This window comes from Pseudomonas sp. S2_A02, from assembly GCF_054668495.1.
The window spans coordinates 4,374,557-4,395,166 of the sequence record NZ_CP162776.1 but is presented as its reverse complement, the minus strand read 5'-3'; the positions used below and the strand labels follow the sequence as shown (position 1 = coordinate 4,395,166).

The window sequence follows — 20,610 nt, the reverse complement described above, 5'->3', positions numbered from 1 at the left end:
ACCCCTAGTCCTTAGACTTCCACAGCGCGTTCGAGAACATCAACCAGCGCCCAAGACTTGGTCTTGGCCAAAGGACGAGTTTCACGAATAGTGACTTTGTCGCCGATGTGGCACTGATTGGTTTCGTCGTGCGCGTGCAGCTTAGTCGAACGCTTAACGTATTTACCGTAGATCGGGTGCTTTACGCGACGCTCGATCAGAACGGTGATGGTCTTGTCCATTTTGTCGCTGACAACACGGCCAGTCAGCGTACGGACGGTTTTTTCGGCTTCAGCCATGATTACTTACCTGCCTGCTGTTTGAGCACAGTCTTCACGCGAGCGATGTCACGCTTAACTTGCCGGAGCAGGTGAGACTGCCCCAACTGGCCAGTTGCTTTCTGCATACGCAGATTGAACTGGTCGCGCAGCAGGCCGAGCAGTTGCTCGTTAAGCTGCGGCGCGTCTTTTTCACGAAGTTCGTTCGCTTTCATCACATCACCGTCCGTTTAACAAAGGCGGTGGCGAGCGGCAGCTTTGCAGCAGCCAGGGCAAAAGCCTCACGCGCCAGCTCTTCAGAAACACCCTCGATTTCATACAGGACTTTGCCTGGCTGAATCTGGGCAACCCAGTACTCCACACTACCCTTACCTTTACCCATCCGAACTTCGAGTGGCTTTTTGGAAATAGGCTTGTCCGGGAATACACGGATCCAGATCTTGCCGCCACGTTTAACGTGACGGGTCAGAGCACGACGCGCTGACTCGATCTGACGAGCGGTGAGACGACCACGAGCTACAGACTTCAGCGCGAACTCGCCGAAGCTGACTTTGCTACCGCGCTGAGCCAGACCACGGTTGTGGCCTGTCATCTGCTTGCGGAACTTCGTACGCTTTGGTTGCAACATTTGGCGTACCCCTTACTTAGCAGCTTTTTTACGAGGCGCTGGTGCTTGTGGTTTCAGTTCTTCTTGGCGACCACCAATTACTTCGCCTTTGAAGATCCAAACCTTTACACCGATCACACCGTAAGTGGTGTGAGCTTCGTAGTTGGCATAGTCGATGTCGGCACGCAGGGTGTGCAGTGGCACACGACCTTCGCGATACCATTCAGTACGTGCGATTTCAGCACCGCCGAGACGACCGCTCACTTGGATTTTGATGCCTTTGGCACCAATGCGCATGGCGTTCTGAACAGCGCGCTTCATAGCGCGACGGAACATTACGCGACGCTCCAGCTGCTGAGCTACGCTCTGCGCAACCAGCATACCGTCGAGCTCCGGCTTACGGATCTCTTCGATATTGATGTGCACAGGCACACCCATTTGCTTGGTCAGGTCCTGACGCAGTTTCTCAACATCTTCACCTTTCTTCCCGATAACGATACCTGGACGAGCGGTGTGGATGGTGATACGTGCAGTCTGAGCCGGACGATGGATATCGATACGGCTTACGGACGCGCTTTTTAGTTTGTCTTGGAGATACTCACGCACCTTCAGATCAGCGAACAAATAGTCCGCATAAGTCCGACCGTCTGCGTACCAGACGGAGGTGTGCTCCTTGACGATTCCCAGGCGAATGCCAATGGGATGTACTTTCTGACCCATCTCTTCGACTCCGTTACTTGTCAGCAACCTTGACAGTGATATGGCAAGACCGCTTGACGATGCGATCAGCACGGCCTTTGGCACGTGGCATGATGCGCTTCAGCGAACGCCCTTCGTTGACGAAAACGGTGCTGACTTTAAGGTCATCAACGTCTGCGCCTTCGTTATGCTCGGCGTTGGCTACGGCCGACTCCAGCACTTTCTTCATGATCTCGGCGGCTTTCTTACTGCTGAAAGCCAACAAGTTGAGCGCTTCGCCCACCTTCTTCCCGCGGATCTGGTCGGCGACCAAGCGGGCTTTCTGGGCGGAGATTCGAGCGCCCGACAACTTAGCGGCTACTTCCATTTCCTAACCCCTTAACGCTTGGCTTTCTTGTCTGCCACGTGCCCACGATAAGTGCGGGTACCGGCGAACTCGCCCAGTTTGTGGCCGACCATGTCTTCGTTAACGAGAACTGGGACGTGTTGACGACCGTTGTGTACTGCGATGGTCAAACCGACCATTTGTGGCAGGATCATCGAACGACGCGACCAGGTTTTCACCGGTTTGCGATCATTCTTTTCCGCCGCCACTTCGATCTTCTTCAGTAGGTGAAGATCGATAAAAGGACCTTTTTTCAGAGAACGTGGCACTGTCGTATCCCTCTATTTACTTGCGACGACGGACGATCATTTTGTCGGTACGCTTATTACCACGAGTCTTCGCGCCCTTAGTCGGGAAGCCCCATGGCGATACCGGATGACGACCACCAGAGGTACGACCTTCACCACCACCATGTGGGTGGTCAACCGGGTTCATGGCAACACCACGAACGGTTGGGCGAACGCCACGCCAGCGTTTGGCACCAGCTTTACCCAGCGAACGCAGGCTGTGCTCGGAGTTCGAGACTTCACCCAAGGTCGCGCGGCATTCAGCCAGCACTTTACGCATCTCACCAGAACGCAGACGCAGGGTCACGTAGACACCTTCACGAGCGATCAGCTGAGCCGAAGCACCAGCGGAACGAGCGATTTGCGCGCCTTTACCTGGCTTCAATTCGATGCCGTGTACGGTGCTACCAACTGGAATGTTACGCAGTTGCAGAGCGTTGCCCGGCTTGATCGGCGCCAAAGCACCTGCGATCAGCTGGTCACCAGCACTCACGCCTTTAGGGGCGATGATGTAGCGACGCTCGCCATCTGCGTACAGCAGCAGAGCGATGTGAGCAGTACGGTTTGGATCGTATTCAATACGCTCGACAGTGGCAGAGATGCCATCTTTGTCGTTGCGACGGAAATCGACCAGACGATAATGCTGCTTATGGCCACCACCGATGTGACGAGTGGTAATACGACCATTGTTGTTACGACCACCAGTCTTCGATTTTTTCTCGAGCAGCGGTGCGTGAGGAGCGCCTTTATGCAGCTCCTGGTTGACCACCTTGACCACAAAACGGCGGCCAGGGGAAGTCGGTTTGCATTTAACGATTGCCATGATGCACCCCTTCCTTACTCAGCACTGCTGCTGAAATCGAGATCTTGGCCTGGCTGAAGGGAGATAACTGCCTTCTTCCAGTCATTACGCTTGCCCAGACCGCGAGCAGTGCGCTTGCTCTTACCCAGAACATTCAGGGTAGTAACACGCTCTACTTTCACGCTGAACAGGCTTTCGACGGCCTTCTTGATTTCCAGCTTGGTTGCGTCAGTTGCAACCTTGAAAACGAACTGGCCTTTCTTGTCAGCCAGAACCGTAGCCTTCTCGGAAACGTGCGGGCCAAGCAGAACTTTAAATACGCGTTCCTGGTTCATCCCAGCAGCTCCTCGAATTTCTTCACGGCCGACACGGTGATCAACACCTTGTCGTATGCGATCAGACTAACTGGATCGGAACCTTGCACGTCACGTACATCAACGTGTGGCAGGTTACGAGCAGCCAGGTACAGGTTCTGATCAACCACTTCAGACACGATCAAGACGTCAGTCAGGCCCATGCCGGTCAGTTTGTTCAGCAGATCTTTGGTCTTCGGTGCATCAACAGCGAAGTCCTGAACCACAACCAGACGATCAGTACGCACCAGCTCAGCAAGGATGGAACGCATTGCTGCGCGATACATCTTCTTGTTCAGCTTCTGGGTGTGATCCTGAGGACGAGCTGCGAAAGTGGTACCGCCGCCACGCCAGATTGGGCTACGGATAGTACCGGCACGAGCACGGCCAGTACCTTTCTGACGCCATGGGCGCTTACCGCCACCACGAACGTCGGAACGGGTCTTTTGCTGCTTGCTACCTTGACGGCCGCCGGCCATGTAGGCCACGACTGCTTGGTGAACCAGCGTCTCGTTGAATTCGCCGCCAAATGTCAGTTCGGAAACTTCGATCGCTTGAGCGTCATTTACATTTAATTGCATGTCAGCTTCCCCTTAACCGCGAGCCTTGGCTGCTGGACGTACAACCAAGTTGCCGCCAGTAGCGCCAGGAACAGCACCCTTGACCAACAACAGATTGCGTTCAGCGTCCACGCGCACTACTTCGAGGGACTGCACGGTCACGCGCTCAGCGCCCATATGACCGGACATTTTTTTGCCCTTGAATACACGACCAGGAGTCTGGCACTGGCCGATAGAGCCTGGAACGCGGTGGGACACGGAGTTACCGTGGGTATTATCTTGCCCGCGGAAGTTCCAACGCTTGATCGTACCCTGGAAGCCTTTACCTTTGGACTGACCGGTTACATCAACCAGTTGACCAGCAGCGAAGATTTCAGCGTTGATCAGATCGCCGGCCTGGTACTCGCCTTCTTCAAGACGGAATTCCATTACGGTACGACCAGCGGCAACGTTCGCTTTAGCGAAGTGGCCAGCCTGAGCAGCTGTAACACGCGAAGCACGACGCTCGCCTACAGTGACTTGCACTGCACGATAGCCATCGGTCTCTTCAGTTTTGAACTGGGTGACGCGATTCGGCTCGATCTCAATGACCGTGACCGGAATGGAGACACCTTCTTCGGTGAAAATACGGGTCATACCGCATTTACGACCGACTACACCAATAGTCATGTTGTAAACCTCATGAGTGTACGGGGCTTTCACCCGCTATGGCCGCCCATTTCAGAGCGTTACACGACTAAGACCGAGTCTTAGCCGAGGCTGATCTGCACTTCCACACCGGCCGCAAGATCAAGCTTCATAAGTGCATCAACGGTTTTATCCGTTGGCTGGACGATGTCCAGAACGCGCTTATGAGTACGGATCTCGTACTGGTCACGCGCGTCTTTGTTGACGTGCGGGGAGACCAGAACGGTGAACCGCTCTTTACGGGTAGGCAGTGGAATTGGACCACGCACTTGAGCACCAGTACGTTTCGCGGTTTCCACGATTTCCTGGGTGGATTGGTCGATCAGGCGATGGTCAAAAGCCTTCAACCTGATACGGATTTGCTGATTTTGCATTGGATTTCAGACTCCGGCTGCTATTCCCACCGAGCGCAATACGCCCGTTAAAAGGAGGCGCAATTCTATAGACGCCCCATATAGGTGTCAACCCAATAAAAAAGCCCCCGCTAAGCGGAGGCCTTTTCAACTCATCGAAGCCAACTCAAAAAAGAGCTTACTCGATGATTTTGGCTACGACGCCAGCGCCGACGGTACGACCGCCTTCACGGATAGCGAAACGCAGACCGTCTTCCATTGCAATGGTCTTGATCAGGGTGACAACCATTTTGATGTTGTCGCCTGGCATTACCATTTCAACGCCTTCCGGCAGTTCGCAGTTACCAGTCACGTCAGTAGTACGGAAGTAGAACTGTGGACGGTAGCCTTTGAAGAACGGAGTGTGACGACCGCCTTCTTCTTTGCTCAGAACGTAGACTTCAGCTTCGAACTTGGTGTGCGGCTTAACCGAACCCGGCTTAACCAGAACCTGGCCACGCTCAACGTCGTCACGCTTGGTACCACGCAGCAGAACGCCGCAGTTCTCGCCAGCACGACCTTCGTCGAGCAGCTTACGGAACATTTCAACACCGGTGCAGGTGGTGACGGTAGTGTCACGCAGACCAACGATTTCCAGTGGATCCTGAACCTTGACAATACCGCGCTCGATACGGCCAGTTACAACAGTACCGCGACCGGAGATCGAGAATACGTCTTCGATTGGCATCAGGAACGGCTTGTCGATAACACGGACTGGATCTGGGATGTAGCTGTCCAGAGTCTCAACCAGTTTACGAACGGCAGTGGTGCCCATTTCGTTGTCGTCTTGGCCGTTCAGAGCCATCAGAGCCGAACCGATGATGATCGGAGTGTCGTCACCTGGGAAGTCGTAAGTGCTCAGCAGATCGCGCACTTCCATCTCAACCAGTTCCAGCAGCTCAGCGTCGTCAACCATGTCAGCCTTGTTCAGGAAGACAACGATGTACGGAACGCCAACCTGACGGGACAGCAGGATGTGCTCACGGGTTTGTGGCATCGGACCATCAGCGGCCGAGCAAACCAGGATAGCGCCGTCCATCTGAGCAGCACCGGTGATCATGTTCTTCACATAGTCAGCGTGACCTGGGCAGTCAACGTGAGCGTAGTGACGGATCAGCGAGTTGTATTCAACGTGCGCGGTGTTGATGGTGATACCACGAGCCTTTTCTTCCGGAGCGCTGTCGATTTTGTCGAAAGCAACAACGGCCGAACCGAAAACTTCGGAGCAGACGCGAGTCAGAGCAGCGGTCAGCGTGGTTTTACCGTGGTCGACGTGACCGATGGTGCCAACGTTGACGTGCGGGAGGGTACGGTCAAATTTTTCTTTAGCCACGACAATTAACTCCTAGCCTAAAGGGGCTGAATCAGCCTTGTTTTTTGGTAACGGTTTCGACGATGTGCGACGGAGCCGTATTGTATTTTTTGAATTCCATAGAGTAGCTTGCGCGACCTTGGGACATGGAACGGACGTCGGTTGCGTAACCGAACATCTCACCCAGCGGAACCTCGGCGCGAATCACTTTGCCGGAGACCGTGTCTTCCATACCCAGGATCATGCCGCGACGACGGTTAAGGTCGCCCATCACGTCACCCATATAGTCTTCAGGCGTAACAACCTCTACCGCCATGATCGGCTCAAGCAACTCACCACCGCCCTTCTGGGCCAGTTGCTTGGTAGCCATGGAAGCAGCCACCTTAAACGCCATCTCGTTGGAGTCGACGTCGTGGTAGGAACCATCGAACACGGTAGCCTTCAGGCCGATCAGCGGATAGCCGGCAACAACGCCGTTCTTCATCTGCTCTTCGATACCCTTCTGGATAGCCGGGATGTATTCCTTAGGAACCACACCACCTACCACTTCGTTCACGAATTGCAGACCTTCCTGACCTTCGTCAGCAGGAGCAAAACGAATCCAGCAATGACCGAACTGGCCACGACCGCCGGATTGACGAACGAACTTACCTTCGATTTCACAGTTCTTCGTGATGCGCTCACGATAGGAAACCTGAGGCTTGCCGATGTTGGCTTCGACGTTGAACTCACGGCGCATCCGGTCAACCAGGATGTCCAGGTGCAACTCGCCCATGCCGGAGATGATCGTTTGACCAGTCTCTTCATCAGTCTTGACGCGGAAAGACGGATCTTCCTGAGCAAGCTTGCCCAGAGCGATACCCATTTTTTCCTGGTCGTCCTTGGTCTTAGGCTCTACGGCAACCGAAATAACCGGCTCCGGGAAGTCCATGCGAACCAGGATAATTGGCTTGTCAGCGTTGCACAAAGTTTCACCAGTGGTGACGTCCTTCATGCCGATCAAGGCCGCGATGTCACCAGCGCGTACTTCCTTGATTTCTTCACGGGCGTTTGCGTGCATTTGCACCATACGACCCACGCGCTCTTTCTTGCCTTTAACCGAGTTGATCACGCCGTCGCCGGAGGCCAACACGCCCGAGTAAACTCGAACGAAGGTCAAGGTACCCACGAATGGGTCGGTAGCAATTTTGAACGCCAGAGCCGAGAACGGCTCGCTGTCGTCTGCGTGACGCTCCATTTCCTTGGTCTCGTCATCCGGGTCAGTACCCTTGATGGCAGGAATGTCGGTAGGAGCCGGCAGGTAGTCGATCACGGCGTCGAGAACCAGGGGAACACCCTTGTTCTTGAAGGAAGAACCGCAAACAGCCAGAACGATCTCACCAGCGATAGTACGCTGACGCAGAGCGGCCTTGATTTCCGCGTTGGTGAGCTCTTCACCTTCGAGGTACTTGTTCATCAGCTCTTCGCTGGCTTCGGCCGCAGCCTCAACCATGTTGCCGCGCCACTCGTCAGCCAGTTCCTGCAGCTCAGCAGGGATAGGCTTGCGAACTGGAACCATGCCTTTGTCAGAGTCATTCCAGTAAACAGCTTCCATGGCCATCAGATCGATCTGACCCTGGAAGTTGTCTTCGGAACCGATGGCCAACTGGATTGGCACCGGAGTGTGACCCAAACGCTGCTTGATCTGACCGATCACGCGCAGGAAGTTGGCACCAGCACGGTCCATCTTGTTTACGTAAACAAGACGTGGAACGCCGTACTTGTTGGCTTGACGCCATACGGTTTCCGACTGAGGCTCAACACCCGAGGTGCCGCAGAACACAACGACCGCACCATCGAGAACACGCAGGGAACGCTCAACTTCAATAGTGAAGTCAACGTGGCCCGGGGTGTCAATGACGTTGAAACGGTATTGGTCCTTGTGCTGCTTCTCGGAACCCTGCCAGAAGGCGGTAATGGCAGCAGAAGTAATGGTAATACCACGCTCCTGCTCCTGAACCATCCAGTCTGTGGTCGCGGCGCCGTCATGCACCTCGCCCATCTTGTGACTTTTGCCAGTGTAAAAAAGGACGCGCTCGGTGGTGGTGGTTTTACCAGCATCCACGTGAGCAACGATACCAATGTTACGGTAGCGGTTAATCGGTGTAGTACGAGCCATAAAGCCCTCGCAAAATTAGTGACGCTAAAATTAGAAGCGGTAGTGCGAGAAAGCCTTGTTGGCTTCAGCCATACGGTGCACGTCTTCACGCTTCTTAACTGCAGCACCTTTGCCTTCGGCAGCGTCCAACAGTTCGCCAGCCAAACGCAGAGCCATAGACTTCTCGCCGCGCTTACGGGCGAAGTCTACCAACCAGCGCATTGCCAGAGCGTTACGACGGGACGGACGAACTTCGACCGGAACCTGGTAAGTAGCACCGCCTACACGGCGCGACTTCACTTCGACCAGCGGAGCGATGGCGTCGAGAGCTTTCTCGAAGATTTCCAGGGGATCGCTGTTCTTGCGTTCTTTAACCTTTTCCAGCGCGCCATAAACGATACGCTCGGCAACGGCTTTCTTGCCGCTTTCCATTACGTGGTTCATGAACTTGGCCAGGATCTGGCTGCCGTATTTTGGATCGTCAAGCACTTCGCGCTTGGCTGCTACGCGTCTTCTTGGCATGGATAAGCCCTCAAACGGTCTTCAGGTTCGCTCGGAATCGGTGCCCTTTCGGGACGCCTCCGACCTTACTCTTATCGACTCAGAAAAATAGAAAATCAGTTTTTACAAAAAGCCACTACTACTTAGGCTTCTTGGTACCGTACTTCGAACGACCCTGGTTACGACCTTTAACGCCGGAAGTATCCAAAGAACCGCGTACGGTGTGGTAACGAACACCTGGCAAGTCTTTTACACGACCGCCGCGGATCAGTACCACGCTGTGCTCTTGCAGGTTGTGGCCTTCACCGCCGATGTACGAGGAAACCTCGAAACCGTTGGTCAGACGCACACGGCATACTTTACGCAGTGCCGAGTTAGGTTTTTTCGGCGTGGTGGTATACACACGGGTGCATACGCCACGACGTTGCGGGCAGTTCTGCAGCGCAGGCACGTCGGATTTCTCGACGATACGCTTACGCGGCTGACGTACCAGCTGGTTGATAGTTGCCATCTACTAGCTCCACTGTTGTCTTGCGACGCTATTGTCTTGCAAGAAAAGCAAAATGGCAGGAACGAATTCCCGCCAAATTTAGGGGTACAAGAGTCTAAAGAGGATCTTGCCCCCAGTCAAGGCAAGGCCCCGACCTCCCCGCTCATCCAACCTCGACAAATTGTCTCGATTCGATGAACGGAACGGCCAGGGCCTTACGCTCATTTATCGCAGAACTCAGTTACCGCTCGAGTTCAGCGCTTCGGTCAGTGCCGCTTCCACTTCACTGGCGCTTACGCGCAACGGTTTGTCAGCATCACGGCGGCGCTTGCGCTCGCTGTGATAAGCCAGACCGGTACCGGCCGGGATCAGACGACCCACGACCACGTTTTCTTTCAGGCCGCGCAGGTAATCGCGCTTGCCGGTTACCGCCGCTTCGGTCAGTACACGGGTGGTTTCCTGGAAGGAAGCCGCCGAGATGAACGATTCGGTGGACAACGACGCCTTGGTGATACCCAGCAGTACGCGGGTGAACTTGGAAACGAATTTCTCGTCGCCAGCCAGACGCTCGTTCTCTACCAGAACGTGAGTCAACTCCATCTGGTCGCCCTTGATGAAAGTCGAGTCGCCGGATTCAGCGATTTCAACTTTACGCAGCATCTGACGCAGGATGGTCTCGATGTGCTTATCGTTGATCTTCACGCCTTGCAGACGGTAAACGTCCTGGATCTCGTTCACGATGTACTTGGCCAGCGCACTCACACCCAGCAGACGCAGGATGTCGTGTGGATCGCTCGGGCCGTCGGAGATAACTTCGCCGCGGTTTACCTGTTCGCCTTCGAAGACGTTCAGGTGACGCCACTTCGGAATCAGCTCTTCGTACGGATCGGTGCCGTCGTTCGGAGTGATGACCAGACGGCGCTTGCCTTTGGTCTCTTTACCGAACGCGATGGTGCCGCTGACTTCAGCCAGGATCGAGGCTTCTTTCGGACGACGCGCTTCGAACAAGTCGGCAACACGTGGCAGACCACCGGTGATGTCACGGGTCTTCGAAGTCTCTTGCGGGATACGAGCGATAACATCACCGATCGCAATCTTCGCACCATCCGCTACACCAACCAGGGCGTTAGCAGGCAGGAAGTACTGAGCAATTACATCAGTACCCGGCAGCAAGAGATCCTTGCCGTTGTCATCAACCATCTTCACAGCAGGACGGATATCTTTACCGGCAGCTGGACGGTCTTTGGCGTCGAGTACTTCAATGTTGGTCATACCGGTCAATTCGTCAGTCTGACGCTTGATCGTGATGCCTTCTTCCATGCCCACGTAGGTCACGGTACCTTTCATTTCGGTAACGATTGGGTGAGTGTGCGGATCCCACTTGGCCACGATTGCGCCAGCGTCGACCTTGTCACCTTCTTTAACCGAAATCACAGCACCGTACGGCAGCTTGTAACGCTCGCGCTCACGACCGAAGTCATCAGCGATTGCCAGCTCACCGGAACGGGACACAGCAACCAGGCAACCATCCACTCGCTCAACGTGCTTCAGGTTGTGCAGACGGACGGTACCGCCATTCTTCACCTGAACGCTGTCGGCTGCGGAGGTCCGGCTTGCCGCACCACCGATGTGGAACGTACGCATGGTCAGCTGGGTACCCGGCTCACCGATGGACTGGGCAGCGATAACGCCGACCGCTTCACCGATGTTCACCTGGTGACCACGCGCCAAGTCACGGCCGTAGCACTTGGCGCAAATGCCATAGCGGGTTTCGCAGCTGATCGGCGAACGCACGATCACTTCGTCGATGCTGTTCAGCTCGATGAACTCGACCCACTTCTCGTCTACCAGGGTGCCAGCAGGAACGATGATTTCCTCGGTACCTGGCTTGAACACATCACGGGCAATGACACGACCCAATACGCGCTCACCCAGCGGCTCAACAACGTCACCGCCTTCAATGTGCGGAGTCATTACCAGGCCATGCTCGGTGCCGCAATCGATCTCGGTCACTACCAGATCCTGCGCCACGTCTACCAGACGACGAGTCAGGTAACCGGAGTTCGCAGTTTTCAACGCGGTATCCGCCAAACCTTTACGAGCACCGTGAGTGGAGATGAAGTACTGAAGTACGCTCAAACCTTCACGGAAGTTCGCAGTAATCGGCGTTTCGATGATGGAACCGTCCGGCTTGGCCATCAGGCCACGCATACCGGCGAGCTGACGGATCTGCGCAGCAGAACCCCGTGCACCCGAGTCGGCCATCATGTACATCGAGTTGAAAGACTCTTGGTCGACTTCGACGCCATGACGGTCGATGACTTTCTCTTTCGAGAGGTTGGCCATCATCGCCTTGGAAACTTCGTCGTTCGCCTTGGACCAAAGGTCGATCACTTTGTTGTACTTCTCGCCCTGGGTTACCAGGCCGGAGGCGTACTGACTTTCGATCTCTTTCACTTCATCAGTAGCAGCATTGATGATGCGGGCTTTTTCATCCGGGATAACGAAGTCGTTAACACCGATGGAAACGCCGGAGATGGTCGAATAAGCAAAACCGGTGTACATCAACTGGTCAGCGAAGATCACGGTCTCTTTCAAACCAACCACGCGGTAGCACTGGTTGATCAGTTTGGAGATCGCCTTTTTCTTCATCGGCTGGTTGACGACGTCGTACGACAGGCCAGGCGGAACAACCTGGAACAACAGCGCACGGCCGACAGTGGTGTCGACAATACGGGTGTTCTTGACGCTGCCACCATCACGATCGTTGACGGTTTCGTTGATCCGCACTTTGACCTTGGCGTGCAGTGCGGCTTCGCCGGCACGGAACACACGGTCAACTTCTTGCAGATCCGCGAACACACGACCTTCGCCCTTGGCGTTGATCGCTTCACGAGTCATGTAGTACAGACCCAATACAACGTCCTGCGACGGAACGATGATTGGCTCACCGTTGGCTGGCGACAGAATGTTGTTGGTCGACATCATCAACGCACGCGCTTCCAACTGGGCTTCCAGTGTCAGCGGTACGTGCACGGCCATTTGGTCGCCGTCGAAGTCGGCGTTGTACGCAGCACAGACCAGAGGGTGCAGCTGGATAGCCTTACCTTCGATCAGTACCGGTTCAAACGCCTGGATACCCAGACGGTGAAGGGTCGGTGCACGGTTGAGGAGAACCGGGTGTTCGCGAATCACTTCAGCGAGAACGTCCCAAACCTCTGGCAGCTCGCGCTCGACCATCTTCTTGGCAGCTTTGATGGTGGTAGCGAGACCACGCATTTCCAGCTTGCCGAAAATGAACGGCTTGAACAGCTCGAGAGCCATTTTCTTCGGCAGACCGCACTGGTGCAGACGCAGGGTCGGACCTACGGTAATTACCGAACGACCGGAGTAGTCAACACGCTTACCGAGCAAGTTCTGACGGAAACGACCTTGTTTACCCTTGATCATGTCAGCCAGGGATTTCAGAGGACGCTTGTTGGAACCGGTGATAGCGCGGCCACGACGACCGTTATCGAGCAGTGCGTCGACAGCTTCCTGCAACATACGCTTTTCGTTGCGCACGATGATGTCCGGAGCGGACAGATCAAGCAGGCGCTTCAAGCGGTTGTTACGGTTGATCACTCGACGATACAGATCGTTGAGGTCGGAAGTCGCGAAGCGACCGCCATCCAGCGGGACCAGTGGACGCAGATCTGGCGGCAGAACCGGCAGAACGGTCAGCACCATCCATTCTGGAAGGTTGCCGGAACCCTGGAAGGCTTCCATCAACTTCAGACGCTTGGACAGCTTCTTGATCTTGGTTTCGGAGTTGGTTTGCGGAATTTCTTCACGCAGGCGGCCAATCTCGTGTTCCAGGTCGATAGCGTGCAGCAGTTCACGGACAGCCTCGGCACCCATGCGGGCATCGAAATCGTCGCCGAACTCTTCCAGCGCTTCGAAGTACTGCTCGTCGTTGAGCAGCTGACCTTTTTCAAGGGTGGTCATGCCTGGATCGATAACGACATAGCTCTCGAAGTAGAGAACGCGTTCGATATCACGCAGGGTCATGTCCATCAGCAAGCCGATACGCGACGGCAGCGATTTCAGGAACCAGATGTGGGCAACCGGCGAGGCCAGTTCGATGTGCGCCATGCGCTCACGACGAACTTTTGCCAGCGCGACTTCAACGCCGCACTTCTCGCAGATCACACCACGGTGCTTCAAGCGCTTGTACTTACCGCACAGGCACTCGTAATCCTTTACCGGGCCAAAGATCTTGGCGCAGAACAGGCCGTCACGCTCAGGTTTGAACGTACGGTAGTTGATGGTTTCCGGCTTTTTAACTTCACCGAACGACCACGAACGGATCATCTCAGGCGATGCCAATCCAATACGGATGGCGTCGAACTCTTCGACTTGACCCTGGTTTTTCAGCAAATTCAGTAGGTCTTTCAAGGCCTTTCCTCCTGGCGGAGCAGAGAGCGGGCAATCCTGCCCCGCTCTCGATTCGCGTCACGTGTTATTCGGTTTCCAGATCGATATCGATGCCGAGGGAACGAATTTCTTTGATCAACACGTTGAAGGACTCGGGCATGCCCGGCTCCATACGGTGATCGCCGTCCACGATGTTTTTGTACATCTTGGTCCGACCGTTCACATCGTCCGACTTCACTGTGAGCATTTCTTGCAGAGTGTAAGCAGCACCGTATGCTTCCAGTGCCCAGACCTCCATCTCCCCGAAACGCTGACCACCGAACTGTGCCTTACCACCCAGCGGCTGCTGGGTAACCAGGCTGTACGAACCGGTAGAACGAGCGTGCATCTTGTCGTCTACCAAGTGGTTCAGCTTCAGCATGTACATGTAGCCAACAGTAACCGGGCGCTCGAACTTGTTGCCGGTACGGCCGTCGGTCAGCTGCATCTGGCCGCTTTCTGGCAGGTCTGCCAGTTTCAGCATGGCCTTGATTTCGCTTTCCTTGGCGCCGTCGAACACTGGAGTGGCCATTGGTACGCCGCCACGCAGGTTCTTCGCCAGATCCAGGATTTCCTGGTCGGAGAAGCTATCCAGATCTTCGTTACGACCGCCGATCTGGTTGTAGATCTCGTCCAGGAAGGTGCGAAGTTCAGCAACTTTACGCTGCTCTTCGACCATCCGGTTGATCTTCTCGCCCAGACCTTTGGCCGCGAGGCCCAGGTGGGTTTCAAGGATCTGACCAACGTTCATACGCGAAGGTACGCCCAACGGGTTGAGGACGACGTCGACCGGGGTGCCATTGGCATCGTGCGGCATGTCTTCAACCGGCATGATCACGGAGACCACACCTTTGTTACCGTGACGACCGGCCATCTTGTCGCCCGGCTGGATGCGACGACGGATTGCCAGGTAAACCTTGACGATTTTCAGCACGCCTGGAGCCAGGTCATCGCCCTGCTGCAGTTTGCGCTTCTTGTCTTCGAACTTGTCGTCCAGCAGACGGCGGCGATCAACGATGTAGGCCTGAGCCTTCTCGAGCTGCTCGTTCAGAGCATCTTCAGCCATGCGCAGTTTGAACCACTGACCATGCTCAAGACCGTCGAGAATTTCGTCGGTGATGTCCTGACCTTTCTTCAGACCGGCGCCGCCTTCGGCTTTGTGGCCGACCAGAGCGGAACGCAGACGTTCGAAAGTGGCGCCTTCAACGATACGGAACTCTTCGTTCAGATCCTTGCGGATCTCGTCGAGTTGAGTCTTCTCGATCGACAGTGCACGAGCATCACGCTCAACGCCGTCGCGAGTGAAGACCTGTACGTCGATGACAGTACCCTTGGTGCCGGTAGGCACACGCAGGGAGGTGTCTTTAACGTCGCTGGCTTTTTCACCGAAGATCGCACGCAACAGCTTCTCTTCTGGAGTCAGTTGAGTCTCGCCTTTCGGAGTGACCTTACCGACCAGAATGTCGCCTGCGCCAACTTCAGCACCTACGTAAACGATACCGGCTTCGTCCAGCTTGTTCAGTGCAGCTTCACCCACGTTCGGGATGTCTGCAGTGATTTCCTCTGGCCCAAGCTTGGTGTCACGTGCCACACAGGTCAGTTCCTGAATGTGGATCGTGGTGAAACGGTCTTCCTGAACAACACGCTCGGACAGGCAGATGGAGTCTTCGAAGTTGAAGCCGTTCCATGCCATGAACGCGATGCGCATGTTCTGACCCAGAGCCAGTTCACCCATGTCGGTGGACGGGCCGTCGGCCATGATGTCGCTGCGCTGAACCCGATCACCCTTGCTCACCAGCGGACGCTGGTTGATGCAGGTGTTCTGGTTGGAGCGGGTGTACTTGGTCAGGTTGTAGATGTCGACACCAGCTTCACCGGTTTCAACTTCATCATCAGCAACACGAACCACAATACGGCTGGCGTCGACGGAGTCGATCACGCCGCCACGACGAGCCACGACGCAAACGCCGGAGTCACGGGCTACGTTACGCTCCATGCCGGTACCGACCAGCGGCTTGTCAGCGCGCAGGGTTGGTACAGCTTGACGCTGCATGTTCGAACCCATCAACGCACGGTTGGCGTCGTCGTGCTCGAGGAACGGGATCAGCGACGCTGCAACCGAAACTACCTGCTTCGGCGATACGTCCATCAAGGTGACGTCTTCCGGCGCCTTGACGGTGAACTCGTTCAAGTGACGAACAGCTACCAGTTCGTCGATCAGGACTTTCTTGTCGTTCATCGTGGCCGAAGCCTGAGCGATCACGTGATCAGCTTCTTCGATGGCGGACAGGAATACGATCTCGTCGGTGACCAGAGCGTCTTTCACCACACGGTACGGGCTTTCGAGGAAGCCGTACTGGTTGGTGCGCGCATAGGCGGCCAGGGAGTTGATCAGACCGATGTTCGGACCTTCCGGCGTTTCAATCGGGCATACACGACCGTAGTGAGTCGGGTGTACGTCACGCACTTCAAAGCCAGCACGCTCACGAGTCAAACCGCCAGGGCCGAGTGCAGAGACACGACGCTTGTGGGTGATCTCGGACAGCGGGTTGTTCTGGTCCATGAACTGGGAAAGCTGGCTGGAACCGAAGAACTCTTTCACCGCCGCAGCCACTGGCTTGGCGTTGATCAGGTCTTGCGGCATCAAGCCTTCGCTTTCAGCCATCGACAGACGCTCTTTGACCGCACGCTCAACACGTACCAGGCCAACGCGGAACTGGTTCTCAGCCATTTCGCCTACACAGCGAACACGACGGTTACCCAGGTGGTCGATGTCATCGACGATGCCTTTACCGTTACGGATGTCGACCAGAGTCTTCAGTACCGCGACGATGTCTTCTTTGCACAACACGCCCGAACCTTCGATCTCGGTACGACCGATACGACGGTTGAACTTCATCCGGCCGACCGCAGACAGGTCATAGCGCTCAGGGCTGAAGAACAGGTTGTTGAACAGAGTCTCGGCAGCGTCTTTGGTTGGCGGCTCGCCAGGACGCATCATGCGATAGATCTCGACCAGCGCTTCCAATTGGTTGCTGGTGGAGTCGATCTTCAGAGTGTCGGAGACGAACGGACCGCAGTCGATATCGTTGGTGTACAGCGTTTCGATGCGAACAACCTGGGCCTTGGCAATTTTTGCCAGGATCTCGGTGTTCAGCTCGGTGTTGCACTCTGCCAGGATTTCGCCGGTTGCCGGATGCACGATGGCCTTGGCGGTAGTGCGACCCAGGACGTAGTCCAGAGGCACTTCCAGGGTCTTGAGACCGGCTTTTTCGATCTGGTTGATGTGGCGCGCAGTAATACGGCGACCAGCCTCAACGATGACCTTGCCCTTCTCGTCCTGAATATCCAGAACAGCAATTTCACCACGCAGACGCGAAGCAATCAGTTCCAGACTGAGGGTTTCGCCGCTCAGATGGAAAACGTTGGTGGTGTAGAACGCGTCGAGCACTTCTTCAGTGGTATAGCCCAGCGCGCGCAGCAGTACCGATGCAGGCAGCTTGCGACGACGGTCGATACGCACGAACACGCAGTCTTTCGGGTCGAACTCGAAGTCCAGCCACGAACCGCGGTAAGGAATGATGCGCGCGGAGTACAGCAGTTTGCCGGAGCTGTGCGTCTTGCCACGGTCGTGGTCGAAGAACACGCCCGGGGAACGGTGCAGCTGGGAAACGATTACACGCTCGGTACCGTTGATTACGAAGGTACCGTTTTCAGTCATCAGGGGGATTTCACCCATGTAGACTTCTTGCTCTTTGATGTCCTTGATCGCTTTGTTCGACGATTCTTTGTCGAAAATGATCAGGCGCACTTTTACCCGCAAAGGTACGGCGTAAGTTACACCGCGCAATACGCATTCTTTGACATCAAATGCCGGTTCGCCCAGGCGATAACCGACGTACTCCAGCGCAGCATTGCCGGAGTAGCTGATGATCGGGAAAACGGATTTGAAGGCCGCATGCAGGCCCACGTCGCGGAACTGATCTTTAGTCGCTCCCGCCTGCAAGAATTCACGATACGAATCCAGCTGGATTGCCAGGAGATACGGCACATCCATGACGTCCGGCAACTTGCTAAAGTCCTTGCGGATACGTTTTTTCTCAGTATATGAGTAAGCCATCAGCGTTCCCCAGCTTGGTCACCTGCTTGTTTGGCCCCTCCCGACGGGAGCAGCCAGAAAATCGTGCAAACCCCATGGTTTGCGCCACCGCATCGGGTGGTTACAGCTCGTTACCAGCACCGACCCAGTCGGCTGCCAATAACGGAAAAAGGCCGGTGGCAAGAGCCACCAGCCATCAGCCTTTCGCTTAACGCTCGGGCTGGAGGTGCAAAGTCGATGCTTACTTCAGCTCGACTTTAGCGCCTGCTTCTTCCAGAGTGGCTTTTGCTTTGTCAGCTGCGTCTTTCGAAACAGCTTCCAGAACGATGCCAGGAGCGCCGTCAACTACAGCCTTGGCTTCTTTCAGGCCCAGACCGGTCAGTTCACGTACTGCCTTGATCACGTTAACTTTCTTCTCGCCAGCTTCGGTCAGCATGACGTTGAATTCAGTTTGTTCTTCAACAACGGCGGCAGCAGCAGCTGGACCAGCCGATGCAGCAGCAGCGGTAACACCGAAGGTTTCTTCCATCGATTTGATCAGCTCAACGATTTCCACTACGGATTTCTGGCCGATTGCTTCGATGATTTGTTCGTTAGTCAGAGACATGACTCAATTCCTGAATTGGGGGACGGCCTACGCGACCATCGAAATAAACAAAAAACGCGAGAAGTTGACGAGCCTTAGGCTGCAGCAGCTTCTTTCTGGTCGCGAATTGCCGCCAGAGTACGAGCCAATTTGCTGGTAGCGCCTTGAATCACGCTCATCAGCTGGGAAATTGCTTCGTCACGGGTCGGCAGAGTTGCCAGTACGTCGATCTGATTAGCTGCGAGGAACTTGCCCTCGAACGCAGCTGCCTTGATCTCGAACTTGTCCTGACCCTTGGCAAACTCTTTGAAAATACGGGCAGCAGCGCCCGGATGTTCGTTCGAGAATGCAATCAGGGTCGGGCCGGTGAACACGTCATTGAGAACACTGTATTCAGTGTCAGCAACAGCGCGCTTGAGCAGGGTGTTACGTACAACACGTACGTAAACGCCAGCTTCACGAGCCTCTTTACGGAGTCCGGTCATTGCGCCTACTGTTACGCCACGGGCATCAACCACGACAGCGGACAGAGCGACTTTGGCAGCCTCGTTGACTTCAGCGACGATGGCCTTCTTGTCTTCGAGTTTAATTGCCACGGGTTTAACTCCTGCTTGTTACCGTTTCATCCAACCGAAGCCGGATGTCGTTTTGGTGTCTGATTCGGTAAGGAACCGGGAGCACCATCTGCGTAGGCTTGTGGTTTAAGACTTGCGCCGCCTACGGTCTTGGATAGCCCCCGCCAGGCAGGGACCCCAATCTTTCAATTGGCGCAATCGCTTGCGCCAACCTGTGTCTTACGCGTCGAGCGAGCCTTGGTCGATGACCAGGCCTGGACCCATGGTGGTGCTCAGGGTAACGCGCTTGACGTAAATACCTTTCGAGGAAGCTGGCTTGATACGCTTCAGATCAGCGATCAGGGCTTCAACGTTTTCCTTCAGCTTGACGGCATCGAAGCCGACTTTGCCAACGGAGGTGTGGATGATGCCGTTTTTGTCGGTGCGATAACGAACCTGACCAGCCTTGGCGTTTTTAACCGCGGTAGCTACGTCTGGAGTTACAGTGCCGACTTTAGGGTTAGGCATCAGGCCGCGCGGGCCCAGGATCTGACCCAACTGACCAACAACGCGCATGGCATCCGGGGATGCGATAACTACGTCATAGTTCAGGTCGCCGCCTTTCATTTCGGCAGCCAGGTCGTCCATACCTACACGGTCAGCGCCGGCAGCCAAAGCGGCCTCGGCAGCTGGACCCTGGGTGAACACAGCAACACGAACAGTCTTGCCTGTGCCGTGTGGCAGCACAGTAGCGCTACGAACGACCTGGTCGGATTTACGCGGGTCAACACCCAGGTTCACAGCAACGTCGAACGACTCGCTGAACTTGACAGTCGACAGCTCAGCCAGAAGAGCAGCAGCGTCTACAAAGTTGTAGGACTTGCCTGCTTCGATTTTGCCGGCGATAGCCTTTTGACGCTTGGTCAACTTAGCCATTACACACCCTCCACGTTAAGGCCCATGCTACGAGCAGAACCGGCGATAGTACGCACGGCTGCTTCCATATCAGCTGCAGTCAGATCCGCGTTTTTGGTTTTCGCGATTTCTTCCAGCTGAGCACGGGTCACGGTGCCAACCTTAACGGTGTTCGGACGAGCGGAACCGCTAGTCAGACCAGCAGCCTTCTTCAGCAGAACCGAAGCAGGTGTGGATTTGGTTTCGAAAGTGAAGCTACGGTCGCTGTAGACAGTGATGATCACTGGAGTCGGCAGACCTGGCTCAATACCCTGAGTACGGGCGTTGAAAGCCTTGCAGAATTCCATGATGTTCACGCCGTGCTGACCCAGAGCAGGACCAACAGGTGGGCTTGGGTTAGCCTGAGCGGCCTTCACTTGCAGCTTGATGTAAGCGGTAATCTTCTTGGCCATGAGGCACTCCAATTACGGGTTCGAACGCCTCGAAAGGCTCCCCGGTTACTTGCGCGTTTATCCCAGTGACGACAAAACCC

Annotated in this window: 21 protein-coding genes; all 21 read right to left on the bottom strand. The window is 55.3% G+C overall.

Annotated features, from left to right (window positions below; translation table 11 throughout):
• Positions 1 to 11: 11 nt before the first annotated feature.
• The 21 genes from rpsQ to rplK all read right to left on the bottom strand — a co-directional run bounded on the left by rpsQ (position 12) and on the right by rplK (position 20,530).
• Positions 12 to 278 (bottom strand): 30S ribosomal protein S17, encoded by a 267-nt coding sequence (gene rpsQ / locus AB4O41_RS20045; RefSeq protein WP_003176419.1) that lies wholly within the window; start codon positions 276 to 278, stop codon positions 12 to 14.
• 2 nt (positions 279 to 280) lie between these two features.
• Positions 281 to 472: a 50S ribosomal protein L29 gene (rpmC, locus tag AB4O41_RS20040; RefSeq protein ID WP_008030901.1), complete on the bottom strand. Its 192-nt coding sequence runs from the start codon at positions 470 to 472 to the stop codon at positions 281 to 283.
• A complete protein-coding gene (rplP, locus tag AB4O41_RS20035) occupies positions 472 to 885 on the bottom strand; it encodes a 50S ribosomal protein L16 (RefSeq protein WP_007896757.1) in 414 nt (137 codons plus the stop codon). The genes rpmC and rplP overlap by 1 nt, the downstream gene beginning before the upstream one ends.
• 12 nt (positions 886 to 897) lie before the next feature.
• The gene (rpsC, locus tag AB4O41_RS20030) at positions 898 to 1,584 is read right to left on the bottom strand and encodes a 30S ribosomal protein S3 (RefSeq protein WP_003176422.1); all 687 of its coding nucleotides are present in this window, start codon (positions 1,582 to 1,584) and stop codon (positions 898 to 900) included.
• 13 nt (positions 1,585 to 1,597) lie between these two features.
• The gene (gene rplV, locus AB4O41_RS20025) at positions 1,598 to 1,930 is read right to left on the bottom strand and encodes a 50S ribosomal protein L22 (protein ID WP_003103908.1); all 333 of its coding nucleotides are present in this window, start codon (positions 1,928 to 1,930) and stop codon (positions 1,598 to 1,600) included.
• Between the two features lie 11 nt (positions 1,931 to 1,941).
• Positions 1,942 to 2,217, bottom strand: coding sequence for a 30S ribosomal protein S19 (rpsS, locus tag AB4O41_RS20020; protein ID WP_002555486.1), 276 nt, complete (start codon positions 2,215 to 2,217; stop codon positions 1,942 to 1,944).
• Between the two features lie 16 nt (positions 2,218 to 2,233).
• A complete protein-coding gene (gene rplB, locus AB4O41_RS20015) occupies positions 2,234 to 3,058 on the bottom strand; it encodes a 50S ribosomal protein L2 (protein ID WP_003176423.1) in 825 nt (274 codons plus the stop codon).
• 14 nt (positions 3,059 to 3,072) lie between these two features.
• Positions 3,073 to 3,372, bottom strand: coding sequence for a 50S ribosomal protein L23 (gene rplW / locus AB4O41_RS20010; protein WP_002555488.1), 300 nt, complete (start codon positions 3,370 to 3,372; stop codon positions 3,073 to 3,075).
• Entirely contained in the window at positions 3,369 to 3,971 is a 603-nt protein-coding gene (rplD, locus tag AB4O41_RS20005) for a 50S ribosomal protein L4 (protein WP_007896707.1), read from the bottom strand. The genes rplW and rplD overlap by 4 nt, the downstream gene beginning before the upstream one ends.
• 12 nt (positions 3,972 to 3,983) lie before the next feature.
• Complete coding sequence (rplC, locus tag AB4O41_RS20000) at positions 3,984 to 4,619, bottom strand: 50S ribosomal protein L3 (RefSeq protein WP_003186059.1); 636 nt, start codon at positions 4,617 to 4,619, stop codon at positions 3,984 to 3,986.
• 80 nt (positions 4,620 to 4,699) lie between these two features.
• Positions 4,700 to 5,011, bottom strand: coding sequence for a 30S ribosomal protein S10 (gene rpsJ / locus AB4O41_RS19995; protein ID WP_003186070.1), 312 nt, complete (start codon positions 5,009 to 5,011; stop codon positions 4,700 to 4,702).
• Positions 5,012 to 5,168: 157 nt separating this feature from the next.
• Positions 5,169 to 6,362, bottom strand: a complete 1,194-nt coding sequence (gene tuf, locus AB4O41_RS19990; protein WP_007896660.1) for an elongation factor Tu — start codon at positions 6,360 to 6,362, stop codon at positions 5,169 to 5,171.
• Between the two features lie 31 nt (positions 6,363 to 6,393).
• Positions 6,394 to 8,499, bottom strand: coding sequence for an elongation factor G (gene fusA / locus AB4O41_RS19985; protein WP_038981309.1), 2,106 nt, complete (start codon positions 8,497 to 8,499; stop codon positions 6,394 to 6,396).
• A gap of 30 nt (positions 8,500 to 8,529) precedes the next feature.
• Entirely contained in the window at positions 8,530 to 9,000 is a 471-nt protein-coding gene (rpsG, locus tag AB4O41_RS19980) for a 30S ribosomal protein S7 (protein ID WP_002555493.1), read from the bottom strand.
• Positions 9,001 to 9,118: 118 nt separating this feature from the next.
• Positions 9,119 to 9,490 carry a 30S ribosomal protein S12 gene (gene rpsL, locus AB4O41_RS19975; protein ID WP_002555494.1) on the bottom strand — a complete coding sequence of 124 codons (372 nt, stop codon included), beginning with the start codon at positions 9,488 to 9,490 and terminating at the stop codon, positions 9,119 to 9,121.
• Between the two features lie 216 nt (positions 9,491 to 9,706).
• On the bottom strand, positions 9,707 to 13,906 hold the full coding sequence (rpoC, locus tag AB4O41_RS19970; protein ID WP_008145492.1) for a DNA-directed RNA polymerase subunit beta': 4,200 nt from the start codon (positions 13,904 to 13,906) through the stop codon (positions 9,707 to 9,709).
• Positions 13,907 to 13,970: 64 nt separating this feature from the next.
• The gene (gene rpoB / locus AB4O41_RS19965; RefSeq protein ID WP_237885331.1) at positions 13,971 to 18,044 is read right to left on the bottom strand and encodes a DNA-directed RNA polymerase subunit beta; all 4,074 of its coding nucleotides are present in this window, start codon (positions 18,042 to 18,044) and stop codon (positions 13,971 to 13,973) included.
• 220 nt (positions 18,045 to 18,264) lie between these two features.
• Entirely contained in the window at positions 18,265 to 18,630 is a 366-nt protein-coding gene (gene rplL / locus AB4O41_RS19960) for a 50S ribosomal protein L7/L12 (protein ID WP_038981298.1), read from the bottom strand.
• 74 nt (positions 18,631 to 18,704) lie between these two features.
• The gene (rplJ, locus tag AB4O41_RS19955; RefSeq protein WP_038981297.1) at positions 18,705 to 19,205 is read right to left on the bottom strand and encodes a 50S ribosomal protein L10; all 501 of its coding nucleotides are present in this window, start codon (positions 19,203 to 19,205) and stop codon (positions 18,705 to 18,707) included.
• 198 nt (positions 19,206 to 19,403) lie between these two features.
• The gene (gene rplA, locus AB4O41_RS19950; protein WP_007896626.1) at positions 19,404 to 20,099 is read right to left on the bottom strand and encodes a 50S ribosomal protein L1; all 696 of its coding nucleotides are present in this window, start codon (positions 20,097 to 20,099) and stop codon (positions 19,404 to 19,406) included.
• Complete coding sequence (gene rplK / locus AB4O41_RS19945; protein ID WP_008008888.1) at positions 20,099 to 20,530, bottom strand: 50S ribosomal protein L11; 432 nt, start codon at positions 20,528 to 20,530, stop codon at positions 20,099 to 20,101. The genes rplA and rplK overlap by 1 nt, the downstream gene beginning before the upstream one ends.
• Positions 20,531 to 20,610: the final 80 nt, after the last annotated feature.

What these genes read in the sequence shown, in the direction of transcription:
- rpsQ (WP_003176419.1), bottom strand. Translation starts at nt 278, where the DNA reads ATGGCTGAAGCCGAAAAAACCGTCCGTACGCTGACTGGCCGTGTTGTC.
- rpmC (WP_008030901.1), bottom strand. Translation starts at nt 472, where the DNA reads ATGAAAGCGAACGAACTTCGTGAAAAAGACGCGCCGCAGCTTAACGAG.
- rplP (WP_007896757.1), bottom strand. Translation starts at nt 885, where the DNA reads ATGTTGCAACCAAAGCGTACGAAGTTCCGCAAGCAGATGACAGGCCAC.
- rpsC (WP_003176422.1), bottom strand. Translation starts at nt 1,584, where the DNA reads ATGGGTCAGAAAGTACATCCCATTGGCATTCGCCTGGGAATCGTCAAG.
- rplV (WP_003103908.1), bottom strand. Translation starts at nt 1,930, where the DNA reads ATGGAAGTAGCCGCTAAGTTGTCGGGCGCTCGAATCTCCGCCCAGAAA.
- rplB (WP_003176423.1), bottom strand. Translation starts at nt 3,058, where the DNA reads ATGGCAATCGTTAAATGCAAACCGACTTCCCCTGGCCGCCGTTTTGTG.
- rplW (WP_002555488.1), bottom strand. Translation starts at nt 3,372, where the DNA reads ATGAACCAGGAACGCGTATTTAAAGTTCTGCTTGGCCCGCACGTTTCC.
- rplD (WP_007896707.1), bottom strand. Translation starts at nt 3,971, where the DNA reads ATGCAATTAAATGTAAATGACGCTCAAGCGATCGAAGTTTCCGAACTG.
- rplC (WP_003186059.1), bottom strand. Translation starts at nt 4,619, where the DNA reads ATGACTATTGGTGTAGTCGGTCGTAAATGCGGTATGACCCGTATTTTC.
- rpsJ (WP_003186070.1), bottom strand. Translation starts at nt 5,011, where the DNA reads ATGCAAAATCAGCAAATCCGTATCAGGTTGAAGGCTTTTGACCATCGC.
- fusA (WP_038981309.1), bottom strand. Translation starts at nt 8,499, where the DNA reads ATGGCTCGTACTACACCGATTAACCGCTACCGTAACATTGGTATCGTT.
- rpsG (WP_002555493.1), bottom strand. Translation starts at nt 9,000, where the DNA reads ATGCCAAGAAGACGCGTAGCAGCCAAGCGCGAAGTGCTTGACGATCCA.
- rpsL (WP_002555494.1), bottom strand. Translation starts at nt 9,490, where the DNA reads ATGGCAACTATCAACCAGCTGGTACGTCAGCCGCGTAAGCGTATCGTC.
- rpoB (WP_237885331.1), bottom strand. Translation starts at nt 18,044, where the DNA reads ATGGCTTACTCATATACTGAGAAAAAACGTATCCGCAAGGACTTTAGC.
- rplL (WP_038981298.1), bottom strand. Translation starts at nt 18,630, where the DNA reads ATGTCTCTGACTAACGAACAAATCATCGAAGCAATCGGCCAGAAATCC.
- rplA (WP_007896626.1), bottom strand. Translation starts at nt 20,099, where the DNA reads ATGGCTAAGTTGACCAAGCGTCAAAAGGCTATCGCCGGCAAAATCGAA.
- rplK (WP_008008888.1), bottom strand. Translation starts at nt 20,530, where the DNA reads ATGGCCAAGAAGATTACCGCTTACATCAAGCTGCAAGTGAAGGCCGCT.